This window comes from Phenylobacterium sp. (genome assembly GCF_030697925.1).
Lineage (GTDB): Bacteria > Pseudomonadota > Alphaproteobacteria > Caulobacterales > Caulobacteraceae > Phenylobacterium.
Genome location: NZ_JAUYOJ010000006.1, coordinates 53,358 through 66,681 on the forward strand (window position 1 = coordinate 53,358; position 13,324 = coordinate 66,681).

At 68.6% G+C, this 13,324-nt stretch carries 10 protein-coding genes; 6 read left to right on the forward strand and 4 right to left on the reverse strand.

Annotation, left to right across the window (positions count from 1 at the left end):
* Nucleotides 1-2: 2 nt before the first annotated feature.
* The 3 genes from Q8Q88_RS00925 to Q8Q88_RS00935 are packed head-to-tail and all read right to left on the reverse strand — an operon-like array spanning nucleotide 3 to nucleotide 4,896.
* Nucleotides 3-779 (reverse strand): TIGR02186 family protein, encoded by a 777-nt coding sequence (locus tag Q8Q88_RS00925; protein ID WP_305673321.1) that lies wholly within the window; start codon nucleotides 777-779, stop codon nucleotides 3-5.
* A complete protein-coding gene (locus Q8Q88_RS00930) occupies nucleotides 779-1,699 on the reverse strand; it encodes a sulfite exporter TauE/SafE family protein (RefSeq protein ID WP_305673322.1) in 921 nt (306 codons plus the stop codon). Before Q8Q88_RS00930 ends, Q8Q88_RS00925 begins: the two co-directional genes overlap by 1 nt.
* Before the next feature lie 56 nt (nucleotides 1,700-1,755).
* Entirely contained in the window at nucleotides 1,756-4,896 is a 3,141-nt protein-coding gene (locus Q8Q88_RS00935; RefSeq protein ID WP_305673323.1) for a peptidoglycan-binding protein, read from the reverse strand.
* A 220-nt stretch (nucleotides 4,897-5,116) separates the two neighbouring features.
* On the opposite strand from Q8Q88_RS00935, the gene Q8Q88_RS00940 reads away from it, so the two are divergent.
* Entirely contained in the window at nucleotides 5,117-5,320 is a 204-nt protein-coding gene (locus tag Q8Q88_RS00940; protein WP_305673324.1) for a hypothetical protein, read from the forward strand.
* Between the two features lie 59 nt (nucleotides 5,321-5,379).
* Here the strand turns inward: Q8Q88_RS00940 and Q8Q88_RS00945 are convergent, their stop codons facing one another.
* Nucleotides 5,380-7,047, reverse strand: a complete 1,668-nt coding sequence (locus Q8Q88_RS00945; protein WP_305673325.1) for a bifunctional lysylphosphatidylglycerol flippase/synthetase MprF — start codon at nucleotides 7,045-7,047, stop codon at nucleotides 5,380-5,382.
* Nucleotides 7,048-7,194: 147 nt separating this feature from the next.
* On the opposite strand from Q8Q88_RS00945, the gene Q8Q88_RS00950 reads away from it, so the two are divergent.
* The 5 genes from Q8Q88_RS00950 to Q8Q88_RS00970 form a co-directional block, all read left to right on the forward strand.
* A complete protein-coding gene (locus tag Q8Q88_RS00950; protein WP_305673326.1) occupies nucleotides 7,195-8,418 on the forward strand; it encodes an acyl-CoA dehydrogenase family protein in 1,224 nt (407 codons plus the stop codon).
* Between the two features lie 73 nt (nucleotides 8,419-8,491).
* The gene (locus Q8Q88_RS00955; protein WP_305673327.1) at nucleotides 8,492-9,703 is read left to right on the forward strand and encodes an acyl-CoA dehydrogenase family protein; all 1,212 of its coding nucleotides are present in this window, start codon (nucleotides 8,492-8,494) and stop codon (nucleotides 9,701-9,703) included.
* 74 nt (nucleotides 9,704-9,777) lie between these two features.
* Nucleotides 9,778-10,986, forward strand: coding sequence for an acyl-CoA dehydrogenase family protein (locus Q8Q88_RS00960; protein ID WP_305673328.1), 1,209 nt, complete (start codon nucleotides 9,778-9,780; stop codon nucleotides 10,984-10,986).
* Nucleotides 10,987-11,036: 50 nt separating this feature from the next.
* Nucleotides 11,037-12,248 carry an acyl-CoA dehydrogenase family protein gene (locus Q8Q88_RS00965; protein ID WP_305673329.1) on the forward strand — a complete coding sequence of 404 codons (1,212 nt, stop codon included), beginning with the start codon at nucleotides 11,037-11,039 and terminating at the stop codon, nucleotides 12,246-12,248.
* A gap of 212 nt (nucleotides 12,249-12,460) precedes the next feature.
* A partial coding sequence (locus Q8Q88_RS00970) for an acyl-CoA dehydrogenase family protein (protein ID WP_305673330.1) occupies nucleotides 12,461-13,324 on the forward strand: 864 nt, incomplete at its 3' end.

Consider the following 13,324-nt stretch of genomic DNA (forward strand, 5'->3'; position numbering starts at 1 on the left):
GGTCAGTTCCTCCGGAAGGCGACCGAGGCGGCCCAGCCAGCCGCCAAGGCGATGACGACCGACGCCAAGCCGTATGACCATGGCCTCTGGTGGGCGAAAAGGTAAAGAGCCCGCTCGACACCGACCTTTTCCACCGTCAGGCCGCGCAGGCGCCGCGAGACGGGGTGGCCGTCCTGGAAGAGGATGATCTCGGCGGTGTAGACCCCGATCGGGGCGGCGGTCGGCAGATCGATCTCAGCCTTGAACAGGCCCCGATCGACGAAGGTCACGCCGCGGTCGTCGGCGGCGTAGAGGCCGGCGTTCTGCTTCAGCCGCACGACGGCGCGACGCCAGTCGAGATAGTCGGCGCCCAGGCGGCTGACCACCACGTCGCGGACCCCATAGCGGGTCTCCACCCGCTGCTCGAAGGGGGCGTTGATGGCCAGGTGGTCGATGCCCGCCCCCAGCCGCCGCAGCGGGCCGAAGCCCGCGATCTGGTCCAGCGGCCGGGTCGAGGCGGTCATGTAGAATCCGGGCGCGCCCTCGAACACCACCGGCCGGGAATTGACCCAGATGCCGGCCACCTTGGTCTTGCGCGCGATGCGCAGCGGGGCGTCGGGACCGCGCACGATCACCACCACGTCGCTAGGTCGGGCGGCCGGATCGAACACCGCGCCATAGAGCACGATGCGCGCGCCGCGGAAGCTGGAGGTGACCTTGACGCTGGTCGTGGTCAGGGCGGCCGAGACAGCGGCGGCCGGAGCCTGGGATGGAGTTGGCGGTGGAAGGGCGTCGACCATCAGCCGTTCCCCGCCATCAGGACGAAGGGCTCATCGGGGGTGAAGAATAGGCCGAGTCCCATGCGCAGACCCACCGCCAGGACGATGATCGCCAGCAGGGCGCGCAGCTCCTCGGCCCGGAAGCGTGAGGAGGCCCGCGCCCCGACCTGGGCTCCCAGAACGCCGCCGATCAGCAGCAGGGTGGCCAGCACCACGTCGACGGTCTGGTTGCGGCCGGCCTGCAGGACGCTGGTGAGCGAGGTGGTGATGATGATCTGGAACAGGCTGGTGCCGACCACCACCCCGGCCGGCATGCGCAGCACATAGACCATGGCCGGCACCAGGATGAAGCCGCCGCCCACCCCCATGATCGCCGACAGCACGCCCACGAAGACCCCCAGCAGGACCGGGGGGATGACGCTGATATAGAGCCGCGAGCGCGGGAATCGCATCTTCAGCGGCAGGCCGTAGAGCCAGGGCGGGCGGCGGTCGCGACGGGGACCGGCGCCGCCGCCACGCCGGCGTCGCAGGATCGACCCCAGCGACTCCCACAGCATCAGGGCGCCGATGACGCCCAGGAAGACCAGATAGGACAGCGACACCACCAGGTCGGCCTGGCCCAGCAGCCGCAGCCAGCGGAACACCTCGACGCCCAGGAAGGACCCCACGGCCCCGCCCGCGGCCAGCACCCCGCCCATCCGGAAATCCACCGCCTTGCGCCGGGTGTAGGAGATGACGCTGGAGGTCGAGGAGGCGGCGACGTGGTTGGCCTCGCTGGCCACCGCCACGACGGGCGGAATGCCGAGGAAGACCAGGATCGGGGTCATCAGGAAGCCGCCGCCGATGCCGAACAGGCCCGAGATGAACCCCACCGCGGCGCCGAGCGCCACTAGCAGGGGGGCGTTTACCGAGACCTCGGCTATCGGTAGGTAAAGGTCCAAACAGTCACGCCTTCGGGCGGAGTTGGTTGCGGCCCGACCGCCTTACGCGGCCAGGGTCACCGCGTGAAGACCTGCAGGCGCGAGACAGTCGTCTGGTCGAGCGTTCCGGTCGGCGGCAGGGTCTCGTTCCGCTGATAGGCCACGATCGCCATCTTCAACGCCGGGGAAGGCACGCCATCGACGGGGCCTTCGTAATAGCCGAGCTTCGACAACGCCCGCTGTGCGGTGGCCACCGTCGGCGCCGGCGACATGACCGTCGAGGCCAGGGACGGGTTCGGCGTCGCGGCGCGATAGCTGCGGGCGGCGTTCTCGGCGATGCTGCGCGCCTCACCCGACAGGTCGGAGCGGACCCGGGCGGCGCTCTTCAGCGCGCCCTCGTCGCCGGCCTTCGCAGCGATCAGGTACCACTTGTAGGCCTCGGCGGCGTTCTGGCTGACGCCCAGGCCCTGTTCGTAGAGGGCGCCCAGATTGAACTGGCTGTCGACCAGGCCGAGGTCGGCCGCGCGGCGGAACCACTGGGCCGCGGTGGTCGAGTTCTTCGGCCCGCCGTCGCCGTTTATGAAGGCGATGCCCAGATTGTGCATGGCGTGACGGTTGCCGCCCTGGGCCGCGCGTTCGGTCCAGCGCCGCGCCTCGGCCGGATCGGCCTTCAAGCCTGCCTCGCCCTTCTCATAGAGCTTGGCGAGATAGAACTGGGCCGGCGAGTGGCCGAGATTGGCGGCCTTGCGCAGGTTTTCCAGACCGCCGGCCTGCTTGGTCTCGATGGCGCTGACCGCGTCGGCGTAAAGCGTGGCCAGTTCAGCGCTTACCTCCGGCGTAGCCGGCAGGGCGGTGATCGCCATAGGCGCCAGGGCGACCGCGGCGCGGCTGTCCGGGAATGGGGTGGTGTCGGCTTCGGCGCCGGTGATCTCGCCGTTCTGGCCCTTCAGGGTGGCCAGGGCGTCGGCCACGCGCTGGGGCGGGTCGCCGCCGGGCTGGCCATCCATGACGATGATGCCGGCCGCGCCCAGGCTGAGGAAGGCCGCGCCACCGGCGACCAGCAGGGCGCTATAGAGGGCCGAGCCGGCCGCCCGCTTGGGGGGGCGGGCGCCGAAGCCGGAGAACAGCGACTTGCCCGTGGGCTTGCCAGCCTTGTCCGGCTTGGCAAGCTTGTCCGAGGGCTTGAGGAACTTCTCGAGCCGGCCCTTGGCTTTTTTGGCGTCGCCGGGGCTCGCCGCCGCGCGGGCCGCGGCGCGGGCCTGCTCGATGACTTCGCGGGTGGACAGCGGCCGGGGCGGCTCGTCTTCCTGGGCGGCTTCCGGTTCCTGGGCCTGGAGCGGCGGGTCGTGGAGGGTCTCGTCCTCCAACTCCGGGAAGTCGTGCTGGGTGGCGTCGAGGTCGATTTCCTCGGCGGCCGAAGCGGTCGGCGCGGTGTCGAACACAAGTTGCTCGGGCTCGGGCTCGATCGTGGGCTCCGGCTGCAGGCCCTCGACCTGCTCGGTGGGGGCCTCAACTTCTTCAGAGACGGTCTCGATGGGGGCGAAGCCGTCGGCGGCCTCGAAATCGGCGGCGTCGAAGGCCGGGCGCTCCGGCTCGCTGGGGAACGGGGCGGCGGGCTCGCTGCGCGCCTCGGATGCCGCGCCTGGCGCCGCGAAGGCCTGCAGGGCGAGGGGATCGGCCACCGGCTCGGCCGGACCGAAGTCGGCGAAGGGATCGGAGTCGAAGGGTGAAGGCGGTTCGGCGGCGCGCGGCGGTGTGGCGGCGGCCATCTGTTCGGCCAGCCGGCGCTGGGACTCGGCCAGGCTGCGGTCGATCTTCTCGCGGGCCTCGTCCAGCAGGCGCGCCGTGCGCTCCTCGCTGAGGCGGATGCGCTCGGACAGGTCCTCGGAGCTGCGGTCGTGGCGCTGCTGGATCCGCTCGCTGACGCGGGCGACCTGTTCGCCGACGTCGTCGATGGCCTGGGCCGCGCGGCGCTCGGAGCTGCCGATCCGTTCGGCCAGCCGCTCGGTGATCTTGCCGATTTCCGAGCCCAGCCGCTCCAGCGCCTCGGCGTGGACGCCCTCGCTGCGGCCCAGCCGAGTCTCCATGGCCTGGGCGATGCGGGCGACCTCGCCGCCGACCTGGTCGATGGCGTCGGCGCTGCGTTGTTCGGTGGCCTGGACGCGCCGGTTCAGCGTGTCGGCCATGGTCAGGACCTCGCGGCCCATCTTCTCGATGGCCTGGCCGGAGGCGGTCTCAGCCTTGCGCACGGTCTCGGCCATTTCGCCGAGCTTGGACTCCATGCGGTCGAAGCGGCCGTCGGCGGCGGCCTGCAGCTTCTGGGCGATCTCGCCGCGAACCTGCTCCACGCGCTGCGATAGGGTGGTCGAGAGGGCGGTCAGCCGCTCCTCGATCGCCGGGCCAGCGCCCTTCTCGATGGTCTCGACCCGGTCGTCCAGATTCGCGAAGGCCTTGCCGAGGTCGATCAGGGCCTCGGCCGTGCGGGTCTCTGCGTCGCTCAGCCGGGCGTCGACCCGGGAAGCGACCTCCTCGATCAGGGTGGCTGGGTCGCCCCAGCCGCTGTTCGAGAGCTCCTCGATCCGCTGCTCCATGACCTCAAGGGTCTCGCGGGTGCGGCCCTCGCCCTCATAGAGGTGGGTGGCGACCTTGCCCAAGGCGGCTTCCAGGGAGCGCAGGGCTTCGGCCGAGCGGGGTCCGGAGGCCTCCAGCTCGATCCGGCGCAGGCGTTCGGCCAGGCGCGCCTGCTCGCCGCGGGCTTCCTGGACCGCGCCCTCGAAGCGGGCGGCCACGGCGATGTTCTCACGCTCGGCGACTTCCAGGCGGACCAGGGCTTCACGTACCGCGAGCTCGGTGGCGGTCGGCGCCGGGTCGATCCGGGGGTGACCCGCGCCCTGCTCGATCTTGCCCGATAGGCGATCCAGCGCCATGCCGATGCGGCCGATCTCGTCGGCGGGGTGCTGAGGGGCCTCAAAGCGGCTCGGCGGCGTCCGCGGCGCGGGCTCCGGCGCCCTCGGGGTCTCGATATAGGCCCGTTCCGGGCGCTGGGTGAAATAGGCCTGGGAGGTGATCTCCTCGGGACCGCCGTCCTCGACGTCCTCGAGGATCATGCGGTTGAGCCACTCACCGAGCGTCATTCCGGAGCGACGGGCCAGGTCCTTTGCGACCTCCCGAGCCTTGGGATCGATCCCCTTGACGCTCCAGGGCGTCGCCGACGTCATCGAATCGTTCTCCCCGCCTAACCCTGACGCTAACTACCGATCCTTGGGGTGTAAACGCGCCGAGGCCACTATATGTAGCGTACGGCGCGATTGCCTGTGGACGACGGCAGAAGGTCGCGGGCCTGTGGGAATCCAAGCCCGCCTTGGGTTAAGATGTCATTAAGGGTTTAGGTTTGGTTCATCTTTGCCGAAACCTCGCGGCTGCGCTACGCGGTCGCAGATGACCTTGACGCTCTCCGCGGTGCTCTGCGCCGCCCTGCTGGCCCTGGCGGCTTTCGCCGGCTGGCGCGGCGCCCGGCCCCCGAACTTCGCCAAGGGCCCGCGCCTGGCGCCCTGGCGCTTCATCATGGTCACCGCCTCTGCGCTCGCCCTGTTCCTCATGGTGCACATCGTCAACCTGCTGGGCGTGACGACGGGCCGCTAGGCGCTCGTCGGTTGCGTGTCCTTCTCCCACAAGGGGCGAAGGACGAATTGAGCACTTCATTAGGCCGCCACGGCCTGGGCTTCTTCGGCCCGCCTCGGACGCTTGGCGAGGCTGGCCATGCCGCCCGAGGTGAGCAGCCCCATGTCGGCCAGGATCAACGGAATCGCCCACTTGTTGGGGGCTGCGATGTAGCGGGGCCGCCAGACCGGGTCGTACTTCCCCTTGTAGGAACGCACGCCTTGGAAGTTGTAGATGTCCTCGCCGCGCTCGAAGATCAGCGCGCCCACCCGCGACAGCACCGGGGCCAGCGGCCGGTCGTCCAGGCCCGACAGGGGCGCCATGCCGAAGTCGATGGCCTGATAGCCCTGCTCCCGGCCCCACTCGATCAACTCGACGAACAGATAGTCCATGATCCGCTTGGGGCCGTCCTCGACGTAGCGCATCAGGTCCATGGAGAACGAGCTCTTGTGGGCGGTCACCCATAGGGTGGCGAAGGCGACGATCCGTCCCTCGAAACGCACGATTCCCACCGGGAACTCCGCCACGTAGTTGGGATAGAAGCCGCCCATGGAGAAGCTCTTGTCGCCGCCGGCGTGGTGGACCAGCCAGGCGTCGGAGATCGCCTGCAACTGCGGCATGATCTCCCAGACGCCCCGCGGCGGCACGACCTCGAAGCTGGCTCCGGCCTCGCAGGCCTGACGCCAGGCCCGCCGCAGGTTGCCGCGCTTGGTGCCCTCGATCGAGAAGCTGTCCAGGGCGACGGCCGCGGACTCGCCGACCTTGGAGATCGAGAAGCCCAGCTCGACGATGTCGGGCAGATCCTCGGCGTCCAGGCCGTAGAAGCCCGGGCGGGCGGCATGGGCGTCGGCCAGTTCGCGGAACCGCCAGAACAGCTCCATACGCTCGTCCGGGTTTCCGACCGGCGCGCCCAGGGCGATCCAGGAGCGGCCGCGCACGCCGAACATCAGGAAGCTCTCGCCCGTGGCGGAGAAGATGAAGCGCTTGTCCCCCAGCAGGGCGAGGTTGGAACCTGGCTCGGCCTCCCGCGCCTTGGCCAGGATGGCGCGCACCCGGGCGAGTTCAGGGTCGGATTCCCCCACCACCTTGGGCGTGGCCGCCGAAGCGATCAGCCGCCAGATTCCGAAGGCGAACAGCAACACCGCCGCCCCGGCCCAGGCACGGGCCGCGCGCGCGGCGTCGGCGTCGGCCATCAGCTTCCAGAACGGCATGTCGCCATAGTCGGCGTGCTGGAACGACCAGAGGCCCAGCAGGCCCGCCCCCGCGACCACGGCGAAGGCCGAGAACAGCCAGCCCGGCGTCACCTCCATGCTGGAGAGCCGCGCCTTGCGTGGGAAGGCGCCGTGCAGCGGGATCAGGACCGTCGCCATCACCGCCAGGGTCGCGGCTTCCTCCCAGGCGAAGGCCTTGAGCAGGGCCAGCGGAGCCGCGATCAGCAGGGCGGCCACCGCCGCGGCCCAGGCCGCGTCCAGCCGCGCCTTCAGGCCGAAGGCCAGCAAGACGAGCATCAGGCCGACGATGCTGGAGAGGAAGTGGCTCACCTCGATCAGCACCACCGGCGTGACCTTGTAGAGCGCCACGAAGCGGTCAGGGATGGAGGGCGTGGCCCCGGAGGCCAGGAGCATGATCCCGGCGGTGAGGCTGAGCGCCGCCGCCGCGATCGGGGCCGCGGCATACACCGTCGGCTTCAGTTCCTGCCAAAATCGCATACGCCCGCCAGAGATCGCCTCGGTCGCGCGAACCTATAGCGCGATTTGCCCGCGACGCAGCCCGCCGCAAGATCAAACAACTGTTTCGTCTCGCTTGCTCCCGCCGGTCCCGACGCTAATGTGGCCTGGAAAAACCAGGAGGGTCCCATGGCCGATTTCGGCGTCGGCGAACTTGACGCATTCCGCGCCGAAGTTCGTGAATGGCTGGAAGCCAACTATCCGGCCGAGCTGCGCGGTCCCGAGGCCAGGACCGATCCGGAGGCCGTCTGGGGCGGTCGCGCCTTCGCCGGCTCCACCGATCCGCAGCGCGTCTGGATGACCCGCATGGCGCAGAAGGGCTGGACGGCGCCCGCCTGGCCCGCGGCCTATGGCGGCGGCGGTCTGACCCCCGCCCAGGCCCGCGTGCTGGACCAGGAGATGTCCGCCGGACGCTACCGCGCCCCGCTGGCCTCCTTCGGCGTCTGGATGCTGGGTCCGGTCCTGCTGGAATACGCGACCGAAGAGCAGAAAAATGAACACCTTCCCAAGATCATCAATGGCGATATCCGTTGGTGCCAGGGATACTCCGAACCGGGCGCAGGTTCGGATCTGGCGGCTCTAGCAACTCGCTGTGAAGACAAGGGTGATCACTGGCTGATTAACGGCCAAAAAATCTGGACATCTTACGCCAACGAGGCGGACTGGTGCTTCTGCTTGGTTCGTACGGATACAACCAAGAAGCACGAGGGCATTTCCTTCGTGCTGATCGACATGACCACACCGGGCGTCGAAACCCGGCCGATCCAGCTGATCTCCGGCGAGAGCCCGTTCTGCGAGACCTTCTTCACCGACGTGAAGATCCCGAAGAACCATCTGGTGGGCAAGGTCAACGGCGGCTGGGAGATCGCCAAGCGGCTCCTCCAATACGAGCGGCAGAATATCTCGGGCGGCTTCGGCAGCGGCGGCGGGGCCGGCGGCTCGGCTGGGGACCTCGGCCAGATCGCCAAGACCCATCTCGGCCAGGACGCCACCGGCGCGGTGGCCGACCGCGACCTGCGCATGCGCATCACCAAGAACAAGATGGATTTCGACTGCCTTTACAAGACGATCGCGCGGACGGCGGCCGAGGCGCGGGCCTCCAACGGTCCGTCGGCGGCGACCTCGATCATCAAGTATGCGGCGGCCACCTTCGCCCAGGAGCGCTCCGAGCTCATGGTCGAGACCCTGGGCCATCAGGGCCTAGGCTGGGAGGGCGAGGGTTTCAGTCCCGCCGAGCTGGTCGCCACCCACGGCTGGCTTCGCTCGAAGGGCAATTCCATCGAGGGCGGCACCTCCGAGGTCAACTTGAACGTGGTGGCCAAGCGGGTTCTGGGCCTGCCCGATCCGAAATAGCCTTTCCGGCGGCGTCCTATTTTTCGGATGGCGACGATCTTTTCGAACGACCATTTTTTGAAGGCGAATTTCCATGGCTGACTTCGGCGGCGACGACACGCAAGCCTTCCGCGCGGAGGCTCGGACTTGGCTCGAGGCGAACTTCCCGGCCGAGTTGAAGGCCGATCCGGCCGCCCAGCTGGCCGCGGCCCAGGGCGGCAAGGAAACGCCCGCCGCCAAGCAGTGGCGCGAAGCCATGGGCTCGCGCGGCTGGGGCACGCCCACCTGGCCGGCCCAATACGGCGGCGGCGGCCTCTCCCGCGCCGAGGCCCGGGCCCTCGCCGAGGAGATGGCCAGGATCGGCGCCCGCAACCCGATCGGCGGCATGGGCGTGATGATGTTCGGGCCGACCCTGATCGAATACGGGACCGAGGAGCTGAAGCGCCAGCACCTGCCCGGGATCGTCACCGGCTCGGTCCGCTGGTGCCAAGGCTATTCGGAGCCGGGCGCCGGGTCTGACCTGGCGGGGCTGCAGACGCGCGCCGAGGATAAGGGCGACCACTACCTCGTCACGGGCTCAAAAATTTGGACGAGCGGAGCCAACCTCGCCGACTGGTGCTTCTGCCTAGTGCGCACCGACACCGCCAAGAAGCACGAGGGCATCTCCTTCCTGCTGATCGACATGCGGTCGCCGGGGGTCGAGGTGCGGCCGATCCCCCTGATCAACGGGACCTCGCCGTTCTGCGAGACCTTCTTCACCGAGGTGAAGGTCCCGAAGGACCAGCTGTTCGGGCCGCTGAACGGCGGCTGGACTGTGGCCAAGCGGCTGCTGCAGTTCGAGCGCGACAATATCTCGGCGGGCCTGGGCGGCGGTTCGATCGGGGCGCCGGTGGCCGCGCTGACCGTGCTGCACGCCGCCAAGGACTATGTAGGGGTCGACGAGGCCGGGCGGCTTGCCGACCCCGACCTGCGCCGGCGGGTGACCGAACACCTGATGGAGGTCAGGGCCTTTCAGCTCACCGTGCGCCGCGCCGCCGACGAGTCGAAGGCGGGCAATGGACCTTCGGCCGCCACTTCGATCATGAAGTATGCCGGCGCCAAGGTCGCCATGGACCGCAACGAGCTGATCGTCGAGGCCCTGGGCTCCAGTGGCTTGGGCTGGGAGGGCGAGGGATTCGACGGGCCGGAGCTGGCCGCGGTGCGCACCTGGCTGCGCTCCAAGGGCAACTCCATCGAGGGCGGCACCTCGGAGATCAACCTCAACGTGGTGGCCAAGCGGGTGCTCGGCCTACCCGATCCGAAGTAGACGGAGGCCCACCCGGGGGTCTAGGCTTCATGCTATAGTGATTGCTAAGATAATGAATATTAGGGAGAATTTTCATGGCTGACTTTGGCGACTCCGATTTGGAAGCCTTCCGCGCCGACGCGCGCGCCTGGCTCGAGGCCAATTTTCCGAATTCCCTGCGCGGCGATCCCGAGGCGCTGCAGGCCCTGGCCATGAGCCCGGCCGAGGCGACTGGCGACTGGGCGGTCTGGAAGGAGCGCATGGGCGCGCGGGGCTGGGGCACGCCCACCTGGCCGGCCCAGTATGGCGGCGGCGGGCTGTCGCCTGCCGAGGCTCGGGTATTGCAGCAGGAGATGGCCGCCATCGGCGCCGTCAACCCGATCGGCGGCATGGGCGTGGGCATGTTCGGCCCCACCCTGCTGGAATACGGCACCGAAGAGCAGAAGCAGAAGTGGATCCCCGACATCGTCGCCGCCAAGGTCCGCTGGTGCCAGGGCTTCTCCGAGCCGGGCGCCGGATCGGACCTGGCAAGTCTTCAGACCCGCGCTGAAGACAAGGGCGACCACTTCCTCGTCAACGGATCCAAGATTTGGACGAGCGGCGCCCAGTACGCCGACATGATCTTCTGCCTGGTCCGCACCGATACGACCAAGAAGCATGAAGGCATTTCCTTCGTCGTCTTCGAAATGCATCAGCCGGGCGTTGAAGTCCGCCCCATCCTGCTGATCGCCGGCAACTCGCCGTTCTGCGAAACCTTCATCACCGATGTGAAGGTGCCTAAGGAGAACCTGATCGGCCCGCTGAATGGCGGCTGGAGCGTGGCTAAGCGCCTGCTGCAGCATGAGCGTTCGGGGATGAACGGCTCGCGCGGCGCCGGTGTGAAGCCCGACGCGCTGGGGGCCATCGCCAAGAAGTATGTGGGCGCCGACGACCAGGGCCGGCTGGCCGACTCCGACCTGCGCACCCGTATCGTCATGAACGAGATCGACCAGAAGGCGCTGCAGCTCACGGTCCGCCGCGCGGCCCTGGAGGCCAAGGGTAATTCAGGCCCCAGCGCCGCCACCTCGATCATGAAGAACGCCAATATGAAGATCGCCCAGGACCGGGCGGAGCTGACCCTGGAATTCATGGGCCACCAGGGGCTCGGCTGGCAGGGCGAGGGCTTCACCGAGGAGGAGCGGACCGCGGTGCGCTCCTGGCTCTCGGGCAAGGCAGGCTCGATCTATGGCGGCTCCAACGAAGTGCAGAACAACATCATCTCCAAGCGGATCCTGGGACTCCCGGACCTGACCCAGAGCCACTAGGGTGCTGACACCGAGTTTCGAACGACCCTATTTTCAAGGAGACTTTTTAGATGGCTGATTTTGGCGGCGGCGACCTCGACGCCTTCCGGGTGGAAGCCCGGGAATGGATCGAGGCGAACTTCCCGGCGTCCCTGAAGGGGCGCCCCAATCCGACGATGCGCGAGGAGCGCTCCAAGCCCAGCGCCGACCAGGAAGCCTGGCGCAAGGCTATGGGGTCGAAGGGGTGGGGCGTGCCCACCTGGCCGGCGGCCTATGGCGGCGGCGGGCTGTCGCCGGCCGAGGGCCGGATCATCCAGCAGGAGCTGGGCCGGGCCGGGGCCTATAACCCCATCGGTGGCATGGGCGTGATGATGTTCGGCCCGACGCTGCTGGAATACGGCACCGAGGACCAGAAGAAGGAGCACATCCCGTCGATCGTCCGGGGCGACCTGCAATGGTGCCAGGGCTTCAGCGAGCCGGGCGCCGGGTCGGACCTGGCCAGCCTTCAGTGCAAGGCCGAAGACAAGGGCGACCATTTCGTCATCAACGGCCAGAAAATCTGGACGTCAGGCGCACAATTCGCCGACTGGTGCTTCTGTCTCGTGCGGACGGATACTTCGAAGAAGCATGAGGGTATCTCGTTCGTCCTGTTCACGATGCATCAGCCGGGCGTCGAAGTCCGCCCGATTCCCCTGATCGCCGGCAACTCGCCCTTCTGCGAGACCTTCTTCACCGACGCGATCGCCGACAAGAAGAACCTGGTCGGTCCGCTGAACGGCGGCTGGACCATCGCCAAGCGCCTCCTGCAGCACGAGCGCTCGGGCCTCTCGGGCGCGGGCGGCAGCGGCGGGTTCGGCATGGCGGCCAAGCCGCTGCCGAAGCTGGCCAAGGACTATGTGGGGACCGACGACAAGGGCCGCATCAGCGACAGCGACCTGCGCACCCGCATCATCATGAACGAGATCGACGGCCGCGCCTTCCAGCAGACCGCCGTGCGCGCGATGCTGGAGTCCAAGGGCAATTCCGGCCCCTCGGCCGCCACCTCGATCATGAAGAACGCCGGCACCCGCTGGATGCAGGACAAGGCCGAACTGACCCTGGAGATCATGGGTCACCAGGGCCTCGGCTGGGAAGGCGACGACTTCAAGCCCGAGGAACTGATGGCCGTGCGCGGCTGGCTGGGCGGCAAGGCTGTCACGATCTATGGCGGCAGCCAGGAGGTGCAGAACAACATCATCTCCAAGCGGATCCTCGGCCTGCCGGACCTGACGCAGAACAACTAGGCGAAACGACGTGCCGACCCCTCACCAAACCCTAAGTGTCATCCCGGATGGAGCCGCGAAGCGGCGGAAGTCCGGAACCCAGACGCGCGGGGCTGGCCGGAGGGATCGGATGCTTATGGGTCCCGGACAAGCGCGTGCCGCGCTTTCCGGGATGACACTCGGGGGAGACACCTCCCCCCATCATTCAAACGATCGATAGGGATTTAAGAGAAATGGCCGTTCTGAACGAAGAACAGAGCATGCTCCGCGACGCGGCGAAGAGCTGGACCCAGGAGAAGAGCCCGGTCACCGCCTTCCGCAAGATGCGCGATAGCGGCGCCGAGCTGGGCTACGACGTCAACGCCTGGAACGAGATGGCCGAGATGGGCTGGGCCGGGGTGATCATCCCCGAGGAATACGGCGGGTCCGACTTCGGCTACCTGTCGCTGGGCCTCATCCTCGAGGAAACCGGCCGCACCCTGACCGCCTCCCCGCTGCTGGCCTCGGGCCTGGCCGCCGCCAGCGCCCTGGTGCTGGGCGGCAGCGACGCCCAGAAGAGCGCCTGGCTGCCGAAGATCGCCGCCGGCGAAGTGGTCGGCGCCCTGGCGGTCGACGAAGGCGCCCACCACGCCCCGGAAAAGACCGCGCTGAAGGCCGAGAAGTCCGGCGCGGGCTACAAGCTCTCGGGGACCAAGACCTTCGTGCTGGAAGGCATGGCCGCGGGCGTGTTCATCGTCTCGGCCCGCACCTCGGGCGCGCCCGGCGACACCAAGGGGATCACCCTCTTCGTCGTCCCCGCCGACGCCAAGGGGATCAGCCGCAAGCGCCTGGCGCTCGCCGACAGCCGCGGCGCGGCCAATGTCAGCTTCGACAATGTCGAGGTCGGCGCCGACGCCGTCCTGGGCGAGGCCGACAACGGCTGGGACCTGCTGGAAAAGACCCTCGACCGGGCGCGGGCGGGCGTGGCCGCCGAGATGCTGGGCGCCGCGGTCCAGGCCTTCGAGGTCACCCTCGACTACCTCAAGGTCCGCGTGCAGTTCGGCCAGGTGATCGGCTCCTTCCAGGCCCTGCAGCACCGCGCGGCCAAGATGTTCACC

Coding starts and splice junctions, on each gene's coding strand:
- Q8Q88_RS00945 (WP_305673325.1), bottom strand. CDS start 7,047: ATGCGATTTTGGCAGGAACTGAAGCCGACGGTGTATGCCGCGGCCCCG.
- Q8Q88_RS00925 (WP_305673321.1), bottom strand. CDS start 779: ATGGTCGACGCCCTTCCACCGCCAACTCCATCCCAGGCTCCGGCCGCC.
- Q8Q88_RS00935 (WP_305673323.1), bottom strand. CDS start 4,896: ATGACGTCGGCGACGCCCTGGAGCGTCAAGGGGATCGATCCCAAGGCT.
- Q8Q88_RS00940 (WP_305673324.1), top strand. CDS start 5,117: ATGACCTTGACGCTCTCCGCGGTGCTCTGCGCCGCCCTGCTGGCCCTG.
- Q8Q88_RS00960 (WP_305673328.1), top strand. CDS start 9,778: ATGGCTGACTTTGGCGACTCCGATTTGGAAGCCTTCCGCGCCGACGCG.
- Q8Q88_RS00955 (WP_305673327.1), top strand. CDS start 8,492: ATGGCTGACTTCGGCGGCGACGACACGCAAGCCTTCCGCGCGGAGGCT.
- Q8Q88_RS00950 (WP_305673326.1), top strand. CDS start 7,195: ATGGCCGATTTCGGCGTCGGCGAACTTGACGCATTCCGCGCCGAAGTT.
- Q8Q88_RS00965 (WP_305673329.1), top strand. CDS start 11,037: ATGGCTGATTTTGGCGGCGGCGACCTCGACGCCTTCCGGGTGGAAGCC.